General features: G+C 39.1%; 24 protein-coding genes. All 24 read right to left on the bottom strand.

The genetic code is table 11. The annotated features are described in order from the left end of the window. Positions 1 to 578: 578 nt before the first annotated feature. Positions 579 to 2,372 (bottom strand): choice-of-anchor I family protein, encoded by a 1,794-nt coding sequence (locus tag H5088_RS18160; protein WP_182754050.1) that lies wholly within the window; start codon positions 2,370 to 2,372, stop codon positions 579 to 581. Between the two features lie 156 nt (positions 2,373 to 2,528). Continuing rightward, positions 2,529 to 3,134 (bottom strand): DUF1240 domain-containing protein, encoded by a 606-nt coding sequence (locus H5088_RS18155; protein WP_182749652.1) that lies wholly within the window; start codon positions 3,132 to 3,134, stop codon positions 2,529 to 2,531. A 138-nt stretch (positions 3,135 to 3,272) separates the two neighbouring features. Next, complete coding sequence (locus H5088_RS18150) at positions 3,273 to 3,878, bottom strand: DUF1240 domain-containing protein (RefSeq protein WP_149605240.1); 606 nt, start codon at positions 3,876 to 3,878, stop codon at positions 3,273 to 3,275. Further along, positions 3,878 to 4,816: a hypothetical protein gene (locus H5088_RS18145; protein ID WP_182754048.1), complete on the bottom strand. Its 939-nt coding sequence runs from the start codon at positions 4,814 to 4,816 to the stop codon at positions 3,878 to 3,880. The genes H5088_RS18150 and H5088_RS18145 overlap by 1 nt, the downstream gene beginning before the upstream one ends. 111 nt (positions 4,817 to 4,927) lie before the next feature. Then, positions 4,928 to 6,286, bottom strand: a complete 1,359-nt coding sequence (gene glmU, locus H5088_RS18140; protein ID WP_182754046.1) for a bifunctional UDP-N-acetylglucosamine diphosphorylase/glucosamine-1-phosphate N-acetyltransferase GlmU — start codon at positions 6,284 to 6,286, stop codon at positions 4,928 to 4,930. Between the two features lie 304 nt (positions 6,287 to 6,590). Continuing rightward, a complete protein-coding gene (locus H5088_RS18135; RefSeq protein ID WP_004335277.1) occupies positions 6,591 to 7,013 on the bottom strand; it encodes a F0F1 ATP synthase subunit epsilon in 423 nt (140 codons plus the stop codon). A gap of 13 nt (positions 7,014 to 7,026) precedes the next feature. Continuing rightward, complete coding sequence (gene atpD / locus H5088_RS18130) at positions 7,027 to 8,412, bottom strand: F0F1 ATP synthase subunit beta (RefSeq protein WP_004335274.1); 1,386 nt, start codon at positions 8,410 to 8,412, stop codon at positions 7,027 to 7,029. A gap of 33 nt (positions 8,413 to 8,445) precedes the next feature. Continuing rightward, positions 8,446 to 9,306, bottom strand: coding sequence for a F0F1 ATP synthase subunit gamma (atpG, locus tag H5088_RS18125; protein WP_182673049.1), 861 nt, complete (start codon positions 9,304 to 9,306; stop codon positions 8,446 to 8,448). 60 nt (positions 9,307 to 9,366) lie between these two features. Further along, the gene (gene atpA, locus H5088_RS18120; RefSeq protein WP_004335270.1) at positions 9,367 to 10,908 is read right to left on the bottom strand and encodes a F0F1 ATP synthase subunit alpha; all 1,542 of its coding nucleotides are present in this window, start codon (positions 10,906 to 10,908) and stop codon (positions 9,367 to 9,369) included. 14 nt (positions 10,909 to 10,922) lie between these two features. Next, the gene (gene atpH / locus H5088_RS18115) at positions 10,923 to 11,456 is read right to left on the bottom strand and encodes a F0F1 ATP synthase subunit delta (protein ID WP_004335267.1); all 534 of its coding nucleotides are present in this window, start codon (positions 11,454 to 11,456) and stop codon (positions 10,923 to 10,925) included. 16 nt (positions 11,457 to 11,472) lie between these two features. After that, positions 11,473 to 11,943 carry a F0F1 ATP synthase subunit B gene (atpF, locus tag H5088_RS18110; RefSeq protein WP_004335264.1) on the bottom strand — a complete coding sequence of 157 codons (471 nt, stop codon included), beginning with the start codon at positions 11,941 to 11,943 and terminating at the stop codon, positions 11,473 to 11,475. 41 nt (positions 11,944 to 11,984) lie between these two features. Then, entirely contained in the window at positions 11,985 to 12,227 is a 243-nt protein-coding gene (gene atpE, locus H5088_RS18105; protein WP_008112128.1) for a F0F1 ATP synthase subunit C, read from the bottom strand. A 60-nt stretch (positions 12,228 to 12,287) separates the two neighbouring features. Beyond that, complete coding sequence (gene atpB / locus H5088_RS18100; RefSeq protein WP_024597178.1) at positions 12,288 to 13,145, bottom strand: F0F1 ATP synthase subunit A; 858 nt, start codon at positions 13,143 to 13,145, stop codon at positions 12,288 to 12,290. A 14-nt stretch (positions 13,146 to 13,159) separates the two neighbouring features. Then, a complete protein-coding gene (locus H5088_RS18095; RefSeq protein WP_182754044.1) occupies positions 13,160 to 13,540 on the bottom strand; it encodes an ATP synthase subunit I in 381 nt (126 codons plus the stop codon). 142 nt (positions 13,541 to 13,682) lie between these two features. Next, on the bottom strand, positions 13,683 to 14,609 hold the full coding sequence (locus H5088_RS18090) for a ParB/RepB/Spo0J family partition protein (protein ID WP_154904168.1): 927 nt from the start codon (positions 14,607 to 14,609) through the stop codon (positions 13,683 to 13,685). A gap of 20 nt (positions 14,610 to 14,629) precedes the next feature. After that, complete coding sequence (locus tag H5088_RS18085; RefSeq protein ID WP_004335235.1) at positions 14,630 to 15,415, bottom strand: ParA family protein; 786 nt, start codon at positions 15,413 to 15,415, stop codon at positions 14,630 to 14,632. Between the two features lie 14 nt (positions 15,416 to 15,429). Continuing rightward, complete coding sequence (gene rsmG, locus H5088_RS18080; RefSeq protein WP_004335232.1) at positions 15,430 to 16,050, bottom strand: 16S rRNA (guanine(527)-N(7))-methyltransferase RsmG; 621 nt, start codon at positions 16,048 to 16,050, stop codon at positions 15,430 to 15,432. 15 nt (positions 16,051 to 16,065) lie between these two features. After that, positions 16,066 to 17,955, bottom strand: a complete 1,890-nt coding sequence (mnmG, locus tag H5088_RS18075; RefSeq protein ID WP_004335230.1) for a tRNA uridine-5-carboxymethylaminomethyl(34) synthesis enzyme MnmG — start codon at positions 17,953 to 17,955, stop codon at positions 16,066 to 16,068. Between the two features lie 428 nt (positions 17,956 to 18,383). Further along, a complete protein-coding gene (gene mioC, locus H5088_RS18070; RefSeq protein ID WP_024604761.1) occupies positions 18,384 to 18,833 on the bottom strand; it encodes an FMN-binding protein MioC in 450 nt (149 codons plus the stop codon). 1,062 nt (positions 18,834 to 19,895) lie between these two features. Continuing rightward, positions 19,896 to 21,260 (bottom strand): tRNA uridine-5-carboxymethylaminomethyl(34) synthesis GTPase MnmE, encoded by a 1,365-nt coding sequence (gene mnmE / locus H5088_RS18065; protein WP_007584209.1) that lies wholly within the window; start codon positions 21,258 to 21,260, stop codon positions 19,896 to 19,898. 395 nt (positions 21,261 to 21,655) lie between these two features. Then, positions 21,656 to 23,293: a membrane protein insertase YidC gene (gene yidC / locus H5088_RS18060; protein WP_024597181.1), complete on the bottom strand. Its 1,638-nt coding sequence runs from the start codon at positions 23,291 to 23,293 to the stop codon at positions 21,656 to 21,658. Positions 23,294 to 23,301: 8 nt separating this feature from the next. Then, entirely contained in the window at positions 23,302 to 23,577 is a 276-nt protein-coding gene (gene yidD, locus H5088_RS18055) for a membrane protein insertion efficiency factor YidD (RefSeq protein ID WP_004335219.1), read from the bottom strand. Positions 23,578 to 23,706: 129 nt separating this feature from the next. Beyond that, complete coding sequence (gene rnpA, locus H5088_RS18050; protein WP_004335217.1) at positions 23,707 to 24,129, bottom strand: ribonuclease P protein component; 423 nt, start codon at positions 24,127 to 24,129, stop codon at positions 23,707 to 23,709. A gap of 7 nt (positions 24,130 to 24,136) precedes the next feature. Continuing rightward, positions 24,137 to 24,271 (bottom strand): 50S ribosomal protein L34, encoded by a 135-nt coding sequence (gene rpmH / locus H5088_RS18045; RefSeq protein ID WP_004335215.1) that lies wholly within the window; start codon positions 24,269 to 24,271, stop codon positions 24,137 to 24,139. Positions 24,272 to 24,324: the final 53 nt, after the last annotated feature.

The raw sequence follows: 24,324 nt of genomic DNA, 5'->3' as shown, positions 1-24,324 counted from the left end.
CTGAATTTTTTAATATCTTTCGATATTGAATTGACTGTGCCGAAGCAACTTATAAATAAGTTACTTCTGTTGGTCACTCAGTTTTCAATTGAGACTCTAATTTGTTTGCCTCGCTACCTAAGTAGGTTGGCTGTTAGAACTCAATCTGTACGAGTGCCCACACAGATGATTGCTTTATATTGTTAAAGAACGTTTTGAGTCGCTTTAGCGTCTCAAGGGATGCGAATAATACACCCTTTATTTTTCGAGTCAACACTTTGTTTTAAACTTTCTTTTTAGAAGATTTAAAACCGAAGTTTTATTTAACTCTGTGAGTAGTTCGTGCCTCGCTATGCGTTGCTGTTTCCCGTCTCAGTGGGGTCGCATTATAGGGAGATTCGAGCGGGGGTCAATGTTTTATTTCAGCTTTTTGACAATTAAATGAATTTAGTATGAAAGCTATACAAATAAAGGGCTACAGGATACTTTTAGTTTAAAAAACACGCACAATATAAGTATCTATTGATGAGGTATTAGTAAGGTTTAAACTAAGCTGTATGTTAAACAAACAACACACAGCTTTATTTTAAATTAAAGGTTTATTTAGATGCTATTTCCCATACGGCAATGGAGCCTGATATTTCATTTCCAACGATTAATAGTGGGTTTCCTGTAGCACTTTGCTCAGCTGGAACGAATTCCATTCCTTCAGGCGCTAAATCGCCTGTAATATTAGCGTCTTTAATTAAGCCTCTATTATAGAAGTAGTCTTCAAACTGCACATTATATGGATTGGTAATATCATAAACCATAATCCCACCCATACGCTCGAGCCCTATAAAAGCAAATGTACGATCGTCAATTTTACCAATAGTCAGCGCTTCTGGCTCTGCGCCTTTATCATCTGAACGTGAGTCACCTTTGTTTTCATCTTCATTGTTGTTAAATGCTTCACCATGAACCGATGCAGTAATACGACCTATATCATCGCCTGAATCAAACACCACCAGCCCATTGCTGTCCAAAATGGTAAACGAACGTGCACCATAAGCATAAAGCGATTCGTATTGACCATCATTATTAGTATCGCCTTTTATTGTTGTTACTTTTAAGCGACCAATATCATTATCGTCGTTATTTAAGTAATCAAAATTAGCTGCAAGCGTTAAGTCTTCAACGCGGCTCTCATCTATATAAGCTAAGCAGCCGTCGTCTTTATCGTAATCAAGTCCCCCCTTTGCTATACAATCTGCTTCATCCGTTGTATCAAAAAAGTATTCTCTTGCGTCACCTTCGTTGGCAGTGACTATAAAGTTAGCGCCTTTCCAACTAAAGCTTGAGATAGTATCGGGCTGGTACATACCATAGAGCCCTGGGTATGATTTAAAATTAACGCCGCCATCTTTATCTGAGGCATCAAGTTGTAAGCTTGACCAATCTTTAAAGCCTAAGCCCTTTAGCTCAAGGCTGTTGTCTTGTAGGTTAACTATTGCAAGTGCATTGTTTTCTTGAATAGATACATAAGCGTATTTGTTATCTTTAGAAATGCTAACGTACTCGGGTTCTAAATCCATAGCTACGGTGGTATTTATTAGATTACCGTTAATAGTACGACCATTGGGGTTTGCAAAAACTACCCCTTGTGCTTCTAGTTCGGTTTGTTTGTTGTTATAGGCTTTAAAATCAATATTTATTGCCGTATCGGCTATTACATTATTTGTTATATCGATAATACTAATAGAACCTTCAGGATCTACGCTGTAGTCGCCACTTGGTTCACCTTCGTTAGCAACCACTGCCTTTGCGCCATCGTGGGTGAACGTCACCATGTCTGGTAAAAATCCGACTGTAACATTTTTAATAAATACAGGTGAGTCGCCGCTTATATCGTAAAAAGCAATTTGACCTGCATCACCCGTGCTTTTAGCAGCCATTGCGACCGCTAGTAAATTATTATTTTCATCAATAGCAATGCTGTTTGCATCGCCTTGGGTATGCTCGTTTAAAGACAACGTAATAACGGGCGTTAAATTTGTGCCGTTTATAACCCCTTCGTTATCTTTAACAAGTGCGGCAGTATCAAAGGTATCGGCGGGTAAAATATTAATAACAGCGTCATCGCCTGAACTGTTAATAGCGTAAATCCATTTTTTAGATGCTTGGTAAGCAACTATTTCAGCGGCACCTTCTGGACTTTGTGCATTTAATACTCCTCTTCCTACGAGGCTAATATTTAATACTGAATTAGCATTTACACCATTTATCCCATTAATGCCATTTGCGCCTTGTTCTCCCTGTAATCCTTGAGAGCCGTTTTGGCCATCGTCACCATCAAGTGAGCAACCAGTAAGAACAGATATAAGTGACAGCGTAATAATTGATTTTTTAAACATGTGATTTTCCTTAGTATTGTATTTGCTAAATATCAACACACAGGCATGACAAGATTATGGCAATTTTATTTTGATTAGCTTTCGGCAATAAAAAAGCGAGTATATAACTCGCTTGAAGCTAAGGAGTACTTATTGCCCATGAAAGCAGGTTTGTAGCTAAAACCTATTAATATACTCATTACGCCTTTTTCGAGTTTCTTTTATAAACTCTTTTAGCTCATCAACAGAAGGCTCAATACCTTGTTGGTTTTTTTGCTCGAACCAATCGGCTATATCACTGATTATGACAGAGCCATCTTGTAAGCATAACTCATCGTTTTTTAGCCAAACATCAGGCGCTCGAAGTGAGGATCCTGTATACCAACTACAATAAGTGTAACCTTTGCTTTTTAAATTAGACTCTATGACAAGATTCGTCGGGATTGATAGAATTAATAAAACAATTAAACCTACAACTGCACTTTTAAATGCATTAATTAAAGTTAACTTTATATCAAACCCCAAAAAACGCTGTAAAGTCGATAAAAACGTTAGAAATAAGCAAGGTAATAATAAAAAAGATAATAGTATGGTGGCTTGCTCTTTGATAAAAAATTGAGGCTGACTAACTAAAAATATAGTTTCCACTTCGGAAAAAAAGTTTAAGGCTATTTTGTAGCACAGTCCCCCACTAACAATTAACAAGAAAAAAACAGATGCTAATTCTTTCATATTTGCAAGATATAACTTTTTATCTGCTTTTTTCCATTCTAAAATAGGCATTAGTTATAGCTCATTTCTGTTTCAACTTATATTCATCAACTACACTACAATTAACACAGCCCCTCGGTTGCATAAAAGTGAGCCATGAAATAGTTCTACATAGATGTTAGCTTATTACTCTTTAATGGTGACTTTTCACTACTTATAATTAGTATAATCATCACGACTTTTTCTAGTTTCTTTTATAAACTCTTTTAGCTCATCAACAGAAGGTTCAATACCTTGTTGATTTTTTTGCTCGAACCAATCGGCTATATCACTGATTATGACAGAGCCATCTTGTAAGCATAACTCATCGTTTTTTAGCCAAACATCAGGACCTCTAAAAGATGGACTAGTATACCAATGACAAAAACTATAACCCTTCCCTATTAATTTAGACTCGATATAAAAACTATTAGTAATAGATAAAGTTATATATAGAGGAATTGCCCAAAGCATAAGTTTTACCATTAGCTTTATTGTTTTCTCGTTGCGAAAATTGAATACCTTTTGAAAACCGGCAATTGTCATAAGCACAGGAAACGGTGTCATTGCTATTATTGGAGCCAACAGGCCACTTTCTCTAATATAATAAAGCGAGTCATCAAAATAAACATTTTCAACAAACCCGTAATAAGAGAAATAAAATAAAGTCATTGAGAATAATACAAACACAACCAAGCCTATAACAACTGTTAGCTTATGCTCGAAAGTTTGTTCTAAAAAGCGTTCTTCAGATTTCTGCCATTCTAAAATAGACATCAATTGTACTCATTTTTACCACGATTAAGATTTATTGTTGGAACTCCAAACATAAAGTTAAAAAAAGCATAAGGATCTTCACTAAAACCCTTTTCTAATTTTTTATTAACCTCAATAATCTCAGAGCGAAGATTGCTTTCAAGTTCTCGCAACTTATAAGCAATGGCATCCGCTATAGGATCTGTTGAAAAAACCATAGTTAAGGCAGTAAAAACTATACCTACACTGACAACAATAAGGAGAGGTATTGCAGCAGTAGTAACAATAATGGCCCCAGCAAAAGCGGTTGCAAAATAAGTAACTGCAAATGTTGTAGCTATAGCAGCTCCAACAACTGCCATATCGACAGCTATACCTGCGACTAAGTCATGCCATGTTTTTTGATCATTTAAAAACAAATCTACACTGTGGAATGTAACTGAAATTAATAAACTAACTACAAAGCCTCCTTTCATTGCTTTAGAAGCTTCTAGCTTGCCTACGCCGATAGTAAAAAGCCTAGGATTACTTGCTAAATAATGAGTTCCCGTTAAATGAGCTCTGATACCAGGGTAAGAAGTCATTATAATAGCGGGGGAACCATTATAAACTTTAATTTTAAACTTACCGAAAACATTACCTTGGCGCTGCATTGCAGCCGCTATAATGGCTAATGCCTTCATATCACCAAATAAAGGGTATAACCCACCTCCTGTCTTTAATGGATCTCTAATTCGTTTCCATTTACTTGATAGTGAATTATGCTCTTCCAGTAACTCATCAAGCCAATCAACCACTTCTGAACGAGATTTACCTTGCTTCATCTTTACAGAAATAATGTAGTCTACAAACTCTGCAGAGTTCATTTGTATCAGCGTGTGATTGTTACCTGATAGAAGACTTTTAATTTGATTTTGACGTTGCCTTTCGGCAATAGCACGGCGAGCATATGCAGACATAAGAGTCCTTGAGTGTATTTTTTAATCCGTTAACCATTAGTTTAAATAACAGCCAAAATATAAACAATAAAAAAGCGAGTATATAACTCGCTTTAAAAAGGTGTTGGCTTATTATTTTTTAACTGGGCGTTTCCAACCCGTTAAATTACGCTGTTTAGAGCGTGCTATTGCTAATTGGTCATCTTCAACGGTACTGGTGATCACAGAGCCTGCACCAATTGTTGCAGTTGCGCCTATATTTACTGGGGCAACGAGTGATGAATTAGAGCCAATAAAAGCATTATCGCCAATAATAGTTTTTGATTTATTAACACCATCGTAGTTGCAGGTAATAGTGCCAGCGCCAATATTCACTTTTTCGCCAATTTCAGCATCACCTAAATAACTTAAGTGGTTGGCTTTTGAGCCTTTGCCTAAACGGGTTTTTTTCATCTCAACAAAGTTACCAATGTGCGAGTCTTCTTCCATAACAGCGCCAGGGCGAAGGCGAGCATAAGGGCCCAGCGTACATTTAGCAGCTACGCTTGCATCTTCAATTAAGGTATTAGCTTTTATTACCACGTTATCGCCTATGGTACAGTTTTTAAGTACACAGTTAGGGCCAATTTGTACGTTGTTACCAAGGGTTACATTACCTTCAAAGATAACGTTTACGTCGATAAGTACATCTTCACCGGTAGTAACTGTTCCACGCACATCTATACGGGCAGGGTCGGCAAGTGTTGCGCCATTTAACATTAACTCTTCTGCTTGCCATGCTTGGTAAGCGCGCTCTAAGCCTGCAAGTTGTACGCGGTTATTTGCGCCTTCAACTTCCATTGCATGATCTGGTTGCGCTGAAGTGATCTCTACGCCTTCACTGTGAGCCATTGCAACGATATCTGTTAAGTAGTACTCGCCTTGTGCATTATTGTTAGATAAGTTACCTAACCATGTTTTTAATAGCTTACCGTTAACAGCCATAATGCCTGTATTTACTTCGTTAATAAGTAACTGCTCTGAGCTTGCATCTTTTTGCTCAACAATACCGACTAACTTACCACCAACACGAAGCATGCGACCATAGCCATTTGGGTTTACCAAATTTACCGTTAATACCGCTAAACCATTTTTAGGTGTTGCAGCTAATAAACGCTCTAGAGTTGATTGTTTTGTTAGCGGTACATCGCCGTATAAAATCAATACTGTGTCTTCATCGTTAATATGAGAGTTGGCTTGCGCTACTGCGTGGCCAGTACCGAGTTGTTCTGCTTGAAGTACCCAATTTACATCGTTATCGGCAAGTTGTTGTTGTAATAGATCGCCGCCGTGTCCGTAAACTAAGTTTGTAGTCGTTGCACCTAATGCCATCGCATTATCAATAACGTGCTGTACCATTGGTTTACCTGCAACATTGTGCAAAACTTTAGGTAGAGCAGAGCGCATACGAGTACCTTTACCCGCAGCAAGAATAACAGTTGTTAGAGCCATTAAAACAATTTCCTTTTTCCGTTGTTTTAGCTAAATAAGTATTATGTTTGTGCAGAAGATTACGTAAATCACTTCTTGTGCAGATACTCAGTAGGTTAGTTTATTCGTACTGAATCTTGACTGAAAAACACACTTAATTGGATGACGTTATTGTAGCGAGGATTGGTGAAGGATATAAGTGATAAAGCACAGATAATAGTCTGATAGACCTGTTATTTAACAATTATAAATAAGCGATACACCATGTTTAAATTACAGACACAAAAAAGCCCACATAAAGTGGGCTTTTCAAAACCGGATAGGCTTACTTGTGACGTAATTGCTGAATTACGCGTAACTGAGCAACTGCTTCTGCCAGTCGCGTAGCCGCTTGTTGATAATCAAACTCAACAGCTGACGAATTCGCCATATGTTCTTCAGCTTCACGTTTAGCTTTTTGTACAGAATCTTCATCTAAATCTTCACCACGAACCGCAGTATCTGCAAGAATCGTGATGTGATTTGGTTGAACTTCTAATGTACCGCCAGCAACATATAACACATCTTCGTGACCATATTGCTTAACTAAACGTACCATACCAGGTTTAAGGGCAGTTAGTAGTGGAGCATGACCTAGGTTTACACCCAGCTCGCCTTCACTACCAGATACTTGAATCGATTCAACAAGACCAGAGAACAAGCTCTGCTCTGCGCTTACTACGTCAAGATGTACAGTCATAGCTGTCATACTACCCTCCTAGTTACATGCCTTTGGCTTTTTCTTGAGCTTCTTCGATAGAGCCAACCATGTAAAACGCTTGCTCTGGAAGCTCATCAAACTCGCCGTTTAAAATGCCTTTGAAGCCAGCAATTGTATCTTTCAGTGATACGTATTTACCAGACGCGCCTGTAAACACCTCTGCCACGAAGAATGGCTGAGATAGGAAACGTTGGATTTTACGTGCACGAGATACAAGTTGCTTATCTTCGTCAGAAAGCTCGTCCATACCTAGGATTGCAATGATGTCCTTAAGTTCTTTGTAACGCTGAAGAACTGTTTGAACGCCACGTGCTGTATCGTAGTGCTCTTGACCAATTACTTGTGGGTCAAGTTGACGTGAAGATGAATCAAGTGGGTCTACCGCAGGGTAGATACCAAGTGATGCGATATCACGTGAAAGTACTACTGTTGCGTCTAAGTGAGCAAATGTAGTTGCTGGAGATGGATCCGTTAAATCATCCGCAGGTACGTATACCGCTTGGATTGATGTAATTGAACCAGTCTTAGTTGAAGCGATACGCTCTTGAAGCACACCCATTTCTTCAGCAAGTGTAGGCTGGTAACCTACCGCTGATGGCATACGACCAAGAAGTGCAGATACTTCTGTACCAGCAAGTGTATAACGGTAGATATTATCTACGAAGAAAAGTACATCGCGACCTTCATCACGGAACTTTTCAGCCATAGTAAGACCTGTTAACGCTACGCGTAAACGGTTACCTGGAGGCTCGTTCATCTGACCGTATACAAGCGATACTTTATCAAGTACGTTTGAATCGTTCATCTCATGGTAGAAATCGTTACCCTCACGTGTACGCTCACCAACACCTGCGAATACTGAGTAGCCGCTGTGCTCGATTGCGATGTTACGGATAAGTTCCATCATGTTTACAGTTTTACCAACACCGGCACCACCGAATAAACCAACTTTACCACCTTTAGCAAACGGACATACAAGGTCGATAACCTTGATACCAGTTTCTAAAAGCTCAACTGAACTTGATTGCTCTTCGTATGAAGGCGCTGCACGGTGAATAGACATACGGTCTTCTTCGCCGATTGGACCCGCTTCATCGATTGGCTCACCAAGTACGTTCATGATACGACCAAGTGTTGCTTTACCAACTGGAACTTGAATCGATTCACCTGTATTCATAACTAAAGCACTACGACGTAAACCATCAGTAGTACCCATAGCGATAGTACGCACTACACCGCCACCTAGCTGTTGTTGAACTTCTAAAGTCAAACCAGCTAAATCGCCATCTGTTACTCTTAGTGCGTGGTATACCGCTGGCACGCTATCTTGTGGAAATTCAATATCCACAACGGCGCCGATAATTTGGACGACCTTACCTAAACTCATGTCTATTCCTCTCGTTAATCTTTACCTGAAGCATTAAACTGCTGCTGAGCCAGAACAAATCTCACTAATTTCTTGTGTGATTGCTGCTTGGCGAGCCTTGTTATAAACAAGCTGTAGCTCGTCCATAAGGTCACCTGCGTTATCAGTTGCAGCTTTCATTGCAACCATACGAGCAGCCTGTTCTGAGGCAGCATTTTCTACCACACCTTGGTATGCTTGAGACTCAATAAAGCGTACTAACAAAGACTCTAAAATAGCCTCTGGGTTTGGCTCGTATAAGTAATCCCATGTGTGAGCAGATACTTCTTCTTCAGCTTTTGGCAAAGGGAGTAACTGATCTATAATTGGCTCTTGCTTCATGGTATTAACGAATTTGTTATATACCAAGAATAAACGGTCTATTTTGCCTTCAGAAAATGCATCAAGCATAACTTTTACAGGACCAATAACGTCTTGTACTGAAGGTTTATCTCCTAGGCCCGCTTTTTTAGCGAGTAGTTGACCACCAAAACGTTGAAAGAAGCCAGCTGCCTTACTACCTAAAGTAGCAAATTCAGCATCAACACCTTTCTCTTTCCACGCTTTAACATCAAGTGCAACTTTCTTAAACTCGTTTGAGTTTAGGCCGCCACACAGACCACGGTCTGTAGAGATAACAATATAACCAACTCGTTTCACTTCACGTTCTTTTAAGAACGGGTGAGTAAAATCAAGATTTGCTTGAGCAACACGACCAATTACTTCACGTAATTTATTAGCGTATGGACGGCTTGAAGCAACGCGTTCTTGCGCCCTTTTCATTTTAGACGCAGCAACCATTTCCATTGCGCTAGTGATCTTTTGAGTGTTTTTAATACTCCCGATCTTGCTTTTAATCTCTTTTCCGCTGGCCATGACTCTCTCTCCGAATCAAGGTGTGCTTTAGTTTCCTAAAGCGCACCATTAATAACTAAATTACCAAGTTTGCGTAGACTTGAACTTCGTAAGAAGTTCTTTAAGCTGCGCTTCGATCTCGGCATTCAAGTTACCAGTTTCATTGATTTGAGCCACAAGCTCTGCGTATGTGCTAGTTGCATAAGAAAGTAAAGCTGCTTCAAAGTCACCGATTTTCGCGATTTCGATGTCTTGAAGGAAGCCTTTTTCAGCGGCAAATAACGACAAAGACATTTCAGCAACAGACATTGGCGCGTACTGTTTCTGCTTCATTAGCTCTGTTACACGCTCACCATGCTCAAGTTGAGCACGAGTAGCATCATCAAGGTCAGACGCGAACTGCGAGAACGCAGCTAATTCACGGTACTGAGCTAGGGCTAGACGAATACCGCCACCTAGTTTCTTAACGATTTTAGTTTGTGCAGCACCACCAACACGCGATACCGAGATACCAGCATTTACTGCTGGACGGATACCTGAGTTGAATAAGTCAGTTTCTAAGAAGATCTGACCATCGGTGATAGAGATAACGTTAGTCGGTACGAACGCAGAAACGTCGCCGCCTTGAGTTTCAATGATTGGCAATGCCGTCAATGAACCAGTTTTACCTTTCACTTCACCATTAGTGAACTTTTCAACGTAATCTGCGTTTACACGCGATGCACGCTCTAAAAGACGAGAGTGAAGGTAGAATACGTCACCTGGGTATGCTTCACGGCCTGGTGGACGCTTAAGTAGTAATGAAATTTGACGGTAAGCAACTGCTTGCTTAGACAAATCATCATATACGATTAATGCGTTTTCACCACGGTCACGGAAGTATTCACCCATAGTACAGCCCGCGAACGGTGCTAAGTACTGAAGTGCCGCAGATTCAGAAGCAGATGCAACAACTACGATAGTATTTGCTAGTGCACCATGCTCTTCTAATTTACGAACTACGTTTGCAATAGTAGATGCTTTTTGACCAATCGCAACGTACACACACTTAACGCCTGTGTCTTTTTGATTGATGATTGCATCGATTGCTAGTGCAGTTTTACCTGTTTGACGGTCACCGATGATAAGTTCACGTTGACCACGACCAACTGGAATCATCGCATCGATAGATTTATAACCAGTTTGAACTGGCTCATCTACTGATTTACGCTCGATTACACCAGGTGCAATTTTTTCTACAGGTTCAAACCCGTCGTTATCTAAAGCGCCTTTACCATCGATTGGAGCACCTAGTGTGTTTACAACACGACCAAGTAGACCAGGACCAACAGGAACTTCTAAAATACGACCAGTTGTATATACTTTTACGCCTTCAGTAAGGTCAGCGTACGGACCCATTACTACTGCACCAATTGAGTCGCGCTCAAGGTTTAGTGCGATAGCATAACGGCTGCCAGGAAGCTCAATCATTTCACCTTGCATACAGTCAGCAAGACCGTGGATGCGGATGATACCGTCAGTAACAGATACAATAGTACCTTCGTTACGAGCTTCACTTACAACTTCGAACTTCTCAATACGTTGTTTGATCAGATCTGAAATTTCAGTGGAATTAAGTTGCATGCTCTTTTTCCCAATTACGATTGTAGTGTTGTAGCTAAGCGGCTTAATTTACCGCGAATAGTACCGTCGATTACAGTGTCGCCAGACCTAATAATAAGTCCACCAACCACTGACGCGTCTTCACTACAATTCAGCTTAACTTTGCGTGCGAAACGTTTTTCAAGTGCCGCTACCAATGACTCTTGTTGCGCAGCAACAAGAGGAGTTGCAGAAATCACATCTACTTCGATTTCTTTATCGTATTCTGCTTTAAATTCAGCAAATAACTCAGCAACGTCAGGTAGAGCTGTCAAACGTCCATTTTCAGCCATCACCTTAACTAGGTTCTGACCTTGTTCGTTGAGCTGCTCAGCACAAAGTTGAATAAATAATTCAGCTTGTGCAGTAGCTGTAGGCATACCTGCTAAAGCAGATGATGCTTGTTCATTGCTGGCTACGTGGCCTGCAAAGAACAACATATCATTCCAGCTTTCTAGAGTGCCTTTCTCAACGGCAAGTTCAAAAGCCGCTTTAGCGTATGGGCGAGCGATAGTAGTCAAATTAGACATGCTCATACCCTCCTAATTACAGCTCAGCGACAAGTTTTTCAACGATGTCACTATGTGCGGCTTGATTAATTTCACGCTCTAAAATACGTTCTGCACCAATCACTGCCAGAGTTGCTACTTGCTTACGTAGCTCTTCTGTTATGCGATTACGTTCAGACTCAACTTCAGAGTGCCCTTGAGCAATGATACTTTCACGCTCTTGCTGACCACGAAGTGTTTCTTCGTCAACAATTAGCACTGCACGCTTTTTAGCTTGATCAATGATATCAGCCGCTTGAGCTTTTGCATCTTTAAGCTGTTCAGCAGCTTTCTTTTGCGCAAGTTCTAAGTCTTTTTCGGCTCTATCAGAGGCAGCTAAACCATCTTCGATTTTTTTCTGGCGAGCTTCAATTGCACCGTTTAGTGGTGGCCATACGTATTTCATACAAAATAATACGAACACCGTAAACGCAATCAATTCACCGATAAGAGTGGCGTTTAAATTCACAACCGCTCCTCCTTAAATAGTAAGCTGTTCAAAAAATAAAATTAAAGTACGAACAACAATACCATAGCGATACCAACACCAATCATTGCTACAGCATCGATTAGACCAGCAAGAATAAACATCTTAACTTGTAGCGAAGGTGCAAGCTCAGGTTGACGCGCACATGCTTCAAGGAATTTACCGCCCATGTTACCAAAACCGATTGCAGTGCCGATTGCACCAAAACCGATTAGTAAAGCTACTGCGATGTATTTTAAGCCGTTTAATAATTCTAAAGCTTCCATTTATTTCTCCAAAGTTTCAATTGTAAAGTTAAAAGTAAAAGTAAAATTGTAAATATAAAATTAGTGATTATCTGAGCTAGCCATGCTTAGGTATACGATTGTTAGCATCATAAATACGAATGCTTGCAATACAATTACTAAGATGTGGAATACAGCCCAAACAAAATGCAATGGTAATTGCATAAATCCGATAGCGCCGATCAAGATGAAAATCAATTCACCTGCATATAAGTTACCAAACAGACGTAGCGCTAATGAAAACGGTTTAGAAACCAGCGCAATCAGTTCAAGTAATAAGTTAAACGGGATTAAAAGGATTTGTAATGCAGTATTATTTGAACTAAACGGATGAAGTGTTAGTTCTTTAATAAAACCACCGATTCCTTTTATTTTAATTGAGTAGCCTATCATTAAAATAAATACACCCAGCGCTAGCGCTGCAGTCATATTAATGTCAGTCGTTGGTACAATTTTCATGTACACATCGTGTGAATCCATACCAAACGCAGTTTCACCAACAAAACCAGCTAATGCAGGTAAAAAGTCAACCGGTATTAAATCCATTAAGTTCATTAAAAATATCCAAACGAATATTGTTAATGCTAATGGTGCAATAAGCTTGCTTTTACCATGGAAAGTATCACGTACGTTGTCACCAACAAACTCTACTACCATTTCAATGAAACATTGAAATTTTCCAGGTACACCTAGTGTTGATTTTTTAGCGGCACTACGAAAGATCCATAAAAATATAAGACCTAAACCGATAGACCATGCGAGGGTATCTATATGCCATGTCCAGAAACCACTATCCGTACATGCTTTATTGAAGGCGAGACCTGTATCGGTCGAACACATCTTAGCATTGGTCAAATGGTGCTGGATATGGCCAGATAGAGTAACTTCTTCTGCTGCCATGTTATATCCCAAAGTTAATGTTTAAAAAAAACGGGTGCGAACAATCCAGTAAAGAGCGCCAGTATATAAGTACTAAAAAAGGGTAATAAAATTACCGGAAAATGCTTCAGTACTAGCGCAAACAATACAATTGTTAGCATAAATTTTAATCCGTTGCCGCGTTTCAACGAGGCATACGCTTGATTTGCTCGACTTGCACCCATATGTCTGAATGCATAAAGACCAAATACAAAGTGCGGAAGTACTGCGACAACTCCACCAGCGAGTGATGAAAGCGCGGCATTGACTCCCGAACTAAAACAAATAATTACAGCAGCAACTAATGCTACAAAACCCTGAAGGCAAATTAACTTTAATACGGCAAGTCGATATGGACTCGCTAACTTATCAGTCACGTTTAGTTAACCTTTATTGCGTTCTAATTGTTAGGGTGTGAAAACTGGCGAAATTATACTTAATCCTGCCAGTTTTGCAACTTGAGTAGACGCTTTGTAACACGAAATAGCTACAAATGTCCCTTTTTAGACATGTAGAAAACTAATGGTGGGTATTGTCTTGATTAATGCGATTTAAAATGCCGTCAAGTTCGTCCAAATTAGTATAAGAAATAACAAGCTTACCTTTGCCTTTTTTGTTGTAATTTATTTCTACTTTGGCACCTAGGTTTTCAGCGAGTTGTTGCTCTAACTGTTTAACGTCTGGATCTTTTTCAGCTATTTCTTTAGCTGGCACGGGTTCTAAAATTGAACGAACTAACTTCTCGGTTTCACGAACGGTTAATGCTTTAGCAACAGCTAAACGAGCAGCATCTGATTGTGCTTCTCCTTCAAGGGCTAATAAACAACGAGCGTGCCCCATTTCAATGTCGCCATGTTCTAACAGAATTTTTACATCACTGTTTAAATTATTTAAACGAAGTAAGTTAGTTACTGTAGTGCGTGATTTGCCCACCGCATCTGCTACTTGTTGATGTGTTAGTTCAAATTCATTAAGTAAGCGATTTAACGCAACCGCTTCTTCCATGGCATTTAAGTCTTCACGTTGAATATTTTCTATTAGCGCAATAGCAACTGCAGCTTCATCTGGTACGTCTTTAATAATACAAGGTACTGTTTCAAGCTTAGCTATTTGCGCTGCACGCCAACGACGCTCACCGGCGATAATTTCAAAACTATTATGTGCAATAGGGCGCACGACTATAGGTTGAATAATACCTTGTGAGCGAATAGAACTAGCAAGCTCTTCTAGTGCCTCTTCGGACATGTCTTTACGAGGTTGATATTTACCAGAGTGTAAAAACTCGATTGGGAGTTTTTGTAATTCACTGTTATTTGGCCCAGCCGCATTTTTTACAGCTTCAGTCACGTTTGATGTGTCTTGTTCCTTGCTTGCGCTCGGTGTAGGCTTTGACGAACTTAAAAGTGCATCGAGTCCTCGGCCTAAACCTCGTTTTTTAGCAGACATGTTATTTTTTTACCTCAAAGTTAGGCGACAACGGACGCTGTTTTTTCTTTTCTACGTAACATTTCACCAGCGAGTGCTAAATATGCTTTAGCGCCACTTGATGCCCGGTCATAATACATAGCAGGTGTACCAAAACTAGGTGCCTCTGCTAAACGAACATTACGCGGGATCACCGTACGGTATACTTTGTCGCCAAAATGTTGTTTTAATTGTTCTGATACGTCATTCGCTAAACGGTTACGCGGATCGTACATAGTACGAAGTATGCCTTCAATTTGTAAGCTAGGGTTTACTAACTTAGCAAGCTGCGTAATCGTATCCATTAATGCGGTTAACCCTTCAAGTGCATAATACTCACACTGCATTGGCACTAAAATAGAATCAGCTGCGGCCATTGCGTTAACAGTTAACATATTTAAAGAGGGTGGACAGTCGATAAAAATAAATTCGTACTGATCCTGAATTTTTTCAAGTGCGTTACGTAAGCGCACTTCACGGGCAAATAATTCCATAAGTTTAACTTCTGCAGCGGTTACATCACCATTTGCAGCAATCATATGGTATTCGCCAGACGTTTCTTTGATAATAACGTCTTCTATAGGTTTATCTTCAATGAGTAAGTCGTAAATAGTTGGTACGTCGCCGTACTTATCTACGCCACTTCCCATAGTCGCATTGCCTTGCGGATCGAGATCAATTAACAGCACTTTACGTTTCGTTGCAGCCATAGACGCAGCGAGGTTTACAGCGGTTGTAGTTTTACCCACTCCACCTTTTTGATTTGCTAATGCGATGACTTTTGCCACAGTGTCTCTGATCCCTAGTCTTTAGAAAGAATAATTAAATGTCGTTGTGCATCTAACTTAGGTACTTCTAATGCAATTTTTTGCTCAAACTTAACGCCAGTAGGTAATGACTCTAGCTCTTCACTAGGGAACACACCTTTAAGCGCTATAAATTTACCCGAATGATCAATTAAGTGCGAACACCAGTCAACCATATCTTGTAATGAAGCAAATGCACGACTGAGTACGCCATCTAATTTAACACTTGGCTGATATTCTTCAACTCTTGACTGAACAGGTGTTACGTTATCAAGGCCAAGCTCATGTTTAACATGCATTAAAAAGCGAACGCGTTTACCTAGACTATCTAGTAACACAAATTGTGTGTTAGGTAATGCAATCGCTAATACAATGCCCGGAAGGCCAGGCCCTGTGCCAACATCAATATAATGATGACCGGGTAAGTGAGGTGCAACAACTAAACTATCCATAATATGCTTAATCATCATTTCTTCAGGTAAGCGTACCGAAGTTAAATTATAAGCTTTATTCCACTTATCTAATAACTCGACGTAACGAACTAGCTGTTGCTGTTGTTTTTCCGTTAGCGCAATATCAGTTTGCGCTAACAATGTAGTTAATTGTTGCTGTAACACTATGTACCCTTATCGTTACGCAGATTTGCGTAATAAGCCTTGCTTCTTCAGATACACTAATAATAGCGAAATCGCCGCTGGGGTGATACCAGAAATACGCGATGCTTGGCCAATAGTGTCTGGACGTGACTCAATAAGCTTAGCAACAACCTCATTTGATAAACCTGATACAGTTTTGTAATCAAACTCTTTTGGTAAAATTGTTTGCTCATGACGAAGCTGCTTATTGATCTCATCTTGTTGACGCGCAATATAGCCTGCGTACTTAGTATGGATCTCAACTTGTTCAAGTGCTGCTACGTTTGTAAATTCAGATCCTAAACCGTCAATAGCCATAAGATCGTTATAACGAATCTCTGGACGACGAAGTAATTCTTCTAAACTTGCTTCACGAGTTAATGGTGTTTTTAGTAATGCATTTACTTGATCAACAACGACGTGATCTTTATGAATCCACGTATCTTTAATGCGTTGTTTTTCTTTCTCAATTACTTCCATTTTTTCGTTAAATGCCTGCCAACGTTCGTCATTAACTAAACCCAGCTCACGGCCTTTTTCAGTTAAGCGAATATCTGCATTATCTTCACGAAGTAGTAAACGGTATTCGGCACGGCTAGTAAACATGCGGTACGGTTCTTTCGTACCCAGTGTTGCTAAGTCGTCGATTAATACACCCACGTAAGCTTCATCGCGACGTGGCGTCCAAGAATCTTTACCTTGCACTTTTAACGCAGCATTCATACCTGCGATTAAGCCTTGTGCACCCGCTTCTTCATAACCGGTAGTGCCGTTAATTTGACCCGCGAAAAATAAGCCTTCGATAAATTTTGTTTCTAAAGACTGTTTTAAGTCGCGTGGATCAAAGTAGTCATATTCTATTGCATAGCCTGGTCGACAAATATGTGCATTTTCAAAACCAGAAATAGATTGCACAATCTCAAGTTGTACATCAAACGGTAAACTAGTAGAAATACCATTTGGATATAATTCGTATGATGTTAAGCCTTCAGGTTCAACAAATATTTGGTGCTTATCTTTATCCGCAAAACGTACAATTTTATCTTCAATTGATGGGCAGTAGCGTGGACCAATACCTTCAATAACACCTGAGTACATAGGTGAGCGATGTAGGTTTTTACGAATAACATCATGTGTTTTTTCGTTTGTGTAAGTGATGTAACACGGTATTTGTTGTGGGTGATCTGATTGTTTACCCATAAATGAAAATACAGGTGTTGGCATATCACCAGGCTGTGCTTCCATTTTTGTAAAATCAACAGTACGTGCATCAATACGTGGCGGAGTACCTGTTTTTAAGCGATCCACTCTAAAAGGGTGTTCGCGTAAACGTTCAGCCAATGCAATTGATGGTGGATCACCAGCACGACCGCCTTTGTAATTTTCTAAACCAATGTGTATTTGGCCACCTAAAAAAGTACCCACGGTTAAAACAACACTTGGAGCACTAAAACGTAAACCCATTTGAGTTACTACGCCAGTAACACGATCGTTTTCAACAATAAGATCATCACATGATTGTTGAAAAATCTTAAGGTTATCTTGATTTTGTAATGTTGTTTGAATAGCTGCTTTGTACAAAGCGCGATCTGCTTGTGCTCGAGTTGCACGAACAGCAGGTCCTTTTGAAGAGTTTAGTGTGCGAAATTGGATCCCGCCTTTGTCAATGGCCTGTGCCATTGCACCGCCAAGCGCATCAATTTCTTTTACCAAATGACCTTTGCCAATCCCACCAATCGCTGGGTTACAAGACATTTGACCAAGGGTATCCATATTGTGAGTCAGTAGCAGGGTATTCATCCCCATACGGGCAGCTGCTAATGCGGCTTCAGTGCCAGCATGTCCACCACCTACTACGATAACGTCAAAATTTTCGTGAAAAATCATTAATGGGATCCTACTTAAATCAAACCGGTAAACTTCAAAAGGGAGCGTATTCTACCTAGAAATTGGCAGAAGATAAATGATTAAACAAAGAGCAAGATCTAAGTATGTGATCTCTAATAATATAAAGGATCTTTTAAAGAGATCTTTTATTACTATAACTACTACTGATCAGCTTTTCTGTTGATAAGGTTTAGATCTTCATTTAAAACATGAAATTAGATCAGATCTAAAGGTGTTAATATGATCGGATCATCCCGCAAATAAGCTCTGATCAAAAAGGCACCTTATGCACAGGGCTGAATCAGTTGGATCTTATCCCATGGATAAGCATGCTTTAAAAAGCAGTTTATTCAATCTTTATCCACAAAATCTATTAAATTATTAGTAAATTGTGGGTAACTTTATATATAACTTTTTACTTGATCTATCTATTTTAAGCCTGTTTTGGTTATCCAAGAGTCTAACCATGCTAATGCTGTGTCTTCTGGTAGTGCTTCATCGAGAATATTAAGCTCTAAGCGTTCTGCTACTTTTATAGCGCCTTTTTGAGATAATAAGGCATCTATATTACGTCCAGCTTGGTTATAAGTGTCATAACTGGTATCACCTAAAGCGATTACTGAGTATTTTAATTCTGATAAATCATTAGCTTGAGTCACATCTTCAACAAAGCTAATAAAGTTTTCAGGATAATCACCTGCACCATAAGTAGATGTGCAAATTAACCAAATGGTATTTTGCTGATCAATATCGCTAAATTCAGGTTGATCATGTAGTTGTGTAGTAATACCAAGGTTATTAAGCGCGTCGCTTAGTTGCTCTGCAACATACTCGGCTGATCCCATTTGGCTGCCAACAATAAGATTTACTGAACTCATGAATATTAGTGATCACATTGGTTTTAATTGCTGCCTATGATAACTGAGTGTGAGTAACAGTAAAGTTAAGAGTGCTTTTTTGTATAACTATTTTTGTGCTAATTTTACTCTTATTTGAAAGCGCCTCCTTAAGTTGTTGATATTATAGAAATTAACAAAATATCTTTAAATGTAATCTTCTGATCAAGTTGTTGATAACATTGGGGAAAGCTCTGTTTAAACACACCTTTTAGGTTGTTTAATAATCGCTAAGTTATTGATATTACTATTTAGTGAAAGATTTAATTATAAATCTAGGCATAAAAAGCACAAGGTGATCATAATGTGGATATAAAGGTTGTTGATAACCTTAAATTTAGATCGAAAATAATTTTATTAAATGATCTAATTGAGCTGATCTAACGAAATTAATTAAAAATAAGCTTATAAACAGATAATTTTTAATAGAGCATTAGGTTTTTCTCTGCGAGGTGGCTCAATTTACTATTTATTTGAGCTAAAAATTAGGTTTTGTGGATAAGTGATCTCAATATATTTAATTTAATGCGTATTTATAGCTGCTTTTTTTATGTATTTTGCTGGTGGATTAGTAGATCAAAAGTTTGATGCACTCAAATCTCGAGTCATTTTTATTAAAAAGCCGCAGTGATCGTCTGTCCATATGTTGTATAAAGTTGATTATTTAGAGTGCTTATCGTCACGTTTTAGCTCTTAAATTGAGCAAATAATATTAGTTTTTATGAGCTAGGTAATTATAAAAAAGCTATTTATAACTAACTTTTGTGTGGAGGATAACGATTTTAAAACGTATTTTTGTTTGAAATCTGTATCGGTTTTGACCTTAAAATGGGTATTACTTGCGCTATTAATACCTTACTTAAAGGCTCTTTTCACTGTCTAATCTACATGATCTGGCTGGTAATAATTATCGCTTTGGGTATGATTTTATTGGCAGAACTGGCTGGGATTGACGGTACAAATACATATTTTATAGTGAATATTTTACATAAAAAAAGAGCACCTAAGTGCTCTTATAATAAACATATATCTGTAATAAGGTGCTTATTTACCAATACAAAATGAGCTAAATATCTTGCCAAGTAAGTCGTCTGAGGTAAATTCACCGGTTATTTCGTTTAAATACTGCTGTGTTAAACGCAGTTCTTCAGCCAATATTTCACCAGCAATGTGCATTTCTAATTGTGTTTTACCTGTTTCTAAATGATACGCAGCACTCTCTAGTGCATCCAAATGACGACGGCGCGCCATAAAGCCACCCTCTGTTGCGCCTTGAAAGCCTATACAGGCTTTTAAATGCTCGCGAACAAGTTCAATACCGTCAGCATTTTTAGCACTTAAGCTGATGACCGGGTATTGTTGCTCTTGCTCCATTCCGACTATATCACCCGATAAATCAGCTTTATTTCTGATGACCGTAACCCCCATACCTTCTGGTAATTTGGCCATAAATTCAGGCCAAATTTTATGCGGGTCAGTATCTATAGTGTCAGTGCCATCAAGCATAAATAAAACGCGATCGGCTTGGTTTATTTCATCCCACGCCCGTTCAATACCTATTTGTTCTACGCGGTCAGGGCTCTCTCGTAGGCCTGCGGTATCTATAATATGCAGTGGCATACCATCTATGTGTATATGCTCTCGTAGTACGTCGCGAGTGGTACCAGCTATTTCTGTTACGATTGCAGCTTCACGACCGGCTAGGGCGTTTAGTAGGCTTGATTTACCGGCATTTGGGCGACCAGCAATAACAACACGCATACCTTCGCGCATGATGCTGCCTTGCTTGGCTTGGTTGGTTACAGTGTTAAGCTGAGTAATAATAGCGTCTAAGTCGCCTGATACCTTACCGTCTGATAAAAAATCAATTTCTTCATCTGGAAAATCTATTGCCGCTTCTACATACATACGTAAGTGAATTACTTTTTCTACAAGCGTTTCTATGTGTTTAGAAAATTCACCTTGGAGAGACTGTAGGGCGCTTTTGGCAGCTTGTTCGCTCGTAGCATTAATTAAGTCGGCGATGGCCTCTGCTTGTGTTAAATCAAGCTTGTCATTCATAAATGCGCGTTCAGAAAACTCACCAGGCTTTGCTAAACGAACGCCCTCTATTTTACTAATTTCTTTAAGTAACATATCCAACACTACAGGACCGCCGTGGCCTTGTAGTTCAAGTACGTCTTCGCCTGTAAATGAGTTAGGACCTGCAAAGTAAATGGCAATACCTTGATCAAGTTGCTCGCCAGCTAGGCTTTTAAATGGCACGTAATCGGCGTAGCGAACTTTAGGAATTTTACCTACTACTTTTTCGGCGACACTTTTAGCAAGGCTGCCTGAAACGCGAATAATACCAACACCACCACGTCCTGGGGCAGTTGCTTGTGCTGCAATTGTATCTTGATTGATCATGCTATTAATTTGCCAACGATAAGTAACTTTATGGCGGTATTGTAACCTATGAAATAAACACTCGCGAATACTCTGGTGAAAAACAGGCAATAAAAAAGGCGACCGAAGTCGCCTTTATATAAGTAATATACCCAAGCCATCTCAAGATGCGAGTTTCAGTTGGAGTTAAAAGCTATTTAGGCAAGGCATTGATTGAGAATAATAGTGGTTCTATTGTTAAAATCAATAACGCAGTATAAATCGCTTTTAAACCAACCCTTTGGGCGTTTCACAGGTACTTAATTTCATCGTTGTTACTTTTTAAAAGGGACTGCCATTCTTGCAAAGTAACGCCTTGATCTTAAGCCCCTGTGAAACGCTGAATTTTGCATCTTGATGTGGCTTGGGTATAGGCGCTAGCCTCTTACTTTAATTCCTTTCTTTTCCATGCCACGGTAGATGATTAACATCTGGACAATAGAAATAAGGTTAGACACTAACCAGTAAAGAACTAAACCCGATGGGAACCATAAGAAGAATACAGAGAAGATAACCGGCATAAAGGTCATCATTTTTTGCTGCATTGGATCAGTTACCGTCATAGGCTGAAGTTTTTGCGTCACAAACATACTCGCACCAAATAAGATTGGTAATACGTAGTACGGGTCTTGTGCAGAAAGGTCTGTTAACCAAAAAATAAATTCAGCATGGCGAAGTTCAGTTGACTCTAAGAATACGTAGAACAAGGCTAAGAAAATTGGCATTTGTAGCAAAATAGGGAAACAGCCACCCATTGGGTTAACTTTTTCTTTTTTGTACATTTCCATAGTTGCTTGGCCGAACTTTTGACGGTCGTCACCAAACTTTTCTTTAAGAGCTGCCATTTTAGGCTGTAGCGCACGCATTTTTGCCATTGAAGTGTATTGCGCTTTAGTAAGTGGGTACATTAACGATTTAACGATAATAGTGATGGCAATAATTGCTACACCCCAGTTACCTAAAATGCTATGTAGCCATTTTAGCAATACAAATAAAGGTTGCGAAATAAACCATAACCAACCGTAATCTACAGTTAAGTCTAAGTCTGGGTGAATCGCTTCAAGAATATCTGACTCTTTCGGACCCATATAATAAGTAGCAGTTAGTGTTTGCTCACTACCAGCTTGAATATTTACAGCGGGATCTTTAGCACCAATAATAGCGGCATTACTTTTTGTAATTAAGCTATAAATTGTATTTGTTTGATCCTGCATTGGAACCCAAGCACTTACAAAGTAATGTTGTATAAATGCAACATAACCACCTTGCGTGTTTTTGTTTAGGTTTTTATCAGCCATATCTGAAAAACTATACTTTTCATATGGTTCTTCGTCAGTACCGTATGCAGCACCTAAATAGTTTTGATCAACCATGCTACCTTTTTCTTGTACGGTACGCTTAATTTGCGTGTATAGCTGTACTTGAAGAGGTGCGCTGGTAGTGTTGTTGATTTTGTATTCTAAGCCTACGTCATACTGACCTTTTTTGAATACATACGTTTTAGTAAAACTAACACCATTACTATCAGTAAACTGAAGTGGAACGCGAAGCTCATCACCCGTTAAGGTATATGATTTTTGTTCGGTACTATAAGTAGGGCGACCGTTAGCTGATGCGTCAGGGCCATTTAAGCCAATTAAGCCACTTTGTGAAAAGTATTGTTTGCCACTATCAAGCTGACCAAGAAGCATATAAGGTGTTTCACTTCCTTTAGTTTCTTCGTATTGAAGAAGGTCTGTTTCAACAATGTCACCGCCTTTGGTGTCAATTTTAACTTTAAAAACGTCAGTTGTGATTTCAATAACTGAACGTTTAGCTAAAGTTGCTGAAGCGGGTAAACCTGAATCTGACGATGAAGGAATATAATCATCCGACTCTGGTGAATTTGCTTGTAGTGTTTGTGTTGTGGCACTTGGATCGGCTTTAGGCTTGTTGTAATCATTATCCCATTCTTGGAACAATAAAAACGACACTAGCATTAGGCCAATTAATAAAAACGTGCGTTGCGATTCCATAACAGCTCTTATTTCTCGTGTTGGTGGTTAATATGGGTTAATTTTTCAGGTACGGGATCGTCTCCACCTGAATGTAAAGGATGGCATTTTAATATGCGTTTTAAAGCTAACCAACTACCTTTTATAAATCCATGCAAATTAATTGCTTGAATTGCATAATGTGAGCAGCTTGGATTAAAACGACAATGCGGACCTAACAGCGGGCTAATCCACTTTTGATAACCGCGGATAAATAACACTAAACAAATCTTAGGAAAAGCAACAAGTGGTTTAATTAACCTCATGATGTTTATGCCCCTACTTAAGTTTAGTGAGATAGATATCATGTATTTAAAGACTTAATTAGAAATTTTAAATGCATGATTAAAAGGTGAGCTAAAGATACATTAATTAACCCTGCAATTCTATTGCAATTAGGTTTGTTTATTAGATTTAGCTGATTTGTTTGGGCGTTTCTTAAAAGGTGGCGGTTTAGGTGCACCTGGTTTACAGCGTTCGTTAATTTTTCGCCATAATTTAGTAAGTTGTTTGGTTAATTCTTCATTAGACTGTTCATCAATACCACTTTTCACCATAAGCACAATATCAATATTATCGATGCTGTGTTGATTTAAACGAAAACTTTCGCGAGCGAGACGTTTAATACGGTTTCGTTGGCATGCCTTTTTTACGCGTTTTTTAGCAACAGTAAGACCTAACCGAGGTTTTTCTTGGTCATTTGGTTTAGCTAATAGAGTAAAGAAAGGAGTTGCAGCCCGAGCGGGTTCATTAAATATGCGAGAGTAATGCGAGGGAGTTAACAGACGTAACTCCCTGCCAAAGCTAAAGTCTTCCACTTATAAATTAAGCAGAAAGAACTTTGCGGCCTTTAGCGCGGCGACGTGCTAATACTTTACGGCCATTTACAGTTGCCATGCGAGCACGGAAGCCGTGTGCACGTTTGCGTTTTAAAACGCTAGGTTGAAAAGTTCTTTTCATAACAATCTCATCCGATCGGTTAAAGTTAAAACATCCTATACAGGTCGCGATCC

Source organism: Pseudoalteromonas sp. SR43-3 (assembly GCF_014163875.1).
GTDB classification, from domain to species: domain Bacteria; phylum Pseudomonadota; class Gammaproteobacteria; order Enterobacterales; family Alteromonadaceae; genus Pseudoalteromonas; species Pseudoalteromonas distincta.
The sequence above is the reverse complement of the archived record's forward strand: the minus strand, read 5'-3'. Positions and strand labels throughout refer to the sequence as shown.

Coding starts and splice junctions, on each gene's coding strand:
- H5088_RS18145 (WP_182754048.1), bottom strand. CDS start 4,816: ATGTCTGCATATGCTCGCCGTGCTATTGCCGAAAGGCAACGTCAAAAT.
- atpE (WP_008112128.1), bottom strand. CDS start 12,227: ATGGAAGCTTTAGAATTATTAAACGGCTTAAAATACATCGCAGTAGCT.
- H5088_RS18160 (WP_182754050.1), bottom strand. CDS start 2,372: ATGTTTAAAAAATCAATTATTACGCTGTCACTTATATCTGTTCTTACT.
- atpD (WP_004335274.1), bottom strand. CDS start 8,412: ATGAGTTTAGGTAAGGTCGTCCAAATTATCGGCGCCGTTGTGGATATT.
- H5088_RS18135 (WP_004335277.1), bottom strand. CDS start 7,013: ATGACAGCTATGACTGTACATCTTGACGTAGTAAGCGCAGAGCAGAGC.
- glmU (WP_182754046.1), bottom strand. CDS start 6,286: ATGGCTCTAACAACTGTTATTCTTGCTGCGGGTAAAGGTACTCGTATG.
- atpG (WP_182673049.1), bottom strand. CDS start 9,306: ATGGCCAGCGGAAAAGAGATTAAAAGCAAGATCGGGAGTATTAAAAAC.
- atpB (WP_024597178.1), bottom strand. CDS start 13,145: ATGGCAGCAGAAGAAGTTACTCTATCTGGCCATATCCAGCACCATTTG.
- yidC (WP_024597181.1), bottom strand. CDS start 23,293: ATGGAATCGCAACGCACGTTTTTATTAATTGGCCTAATGCTAGTGTCG.
- mnmG (WP_004335230.1), bottom strand. CDS start 17,955: ATGATTTTTCACGAAAATTTTGACGTTATCGTAGTAGGTGGTGGACAT.
- atpA (WP_004335270.1), bottom strand. CDS start 10,908: ATGCAACTTAATTCCACTGAAATTTCAGATCTGATCAAACAACGTATT.
- mioC (WP_024604761.1), bottom strand. CDS start 18,833: ATGAGTTCAGTAAATCTTATTGTTGGCAGCCAAATGGGATCAGCCGAG.
- H5088_RS18150 (WP_149605240.1), bottom strand. CDS start 3,878: ATGTCTATTTTAGAATGGCAGAAATCTGAAGAACGCTTTTTAGAACAA.
- rpmH (WP_004335215.1), bottom strand. CDS start 24,271: ATGAAAAGAACTTTTCAACCTAGCGTTTTAAAACGCAAACGTGCACAC.
- yidD (WP_004335219.1), bottom strand. CDS start 23,577: ATGAGGTTAATTAAACCACTTGTTGCTTTTCCTAAGATTTGTTTAGTG.
- mnmE (WP_007584209.1), bottom strand. CDS start 21,260: ATGATCAATCAAGATACAATTGCAGCACAAGCAACTGCCCCAGGACGT.
- H5088_RS18090 (WP_154904168.1), bottom strand. CDS start 14,609: ATGTCTGCTAAAAAACGAGGTTTAGGCCGAGGACTCGATGCACTTTTA.
- atpH (WP_004335267.1), bottom strand. CDS start 11,456: ATGTCTAATTTGACTACTATCGCTCGCCCATACGCTAAAGCGGCTTTT.
- H5088_RS18155 (WP_182749652.1), bottom strand. CDS start 3,134: ATGCCTATTTTAGAATGGAAAAAAGCAGATAAAAAGTTATATCTTGCA.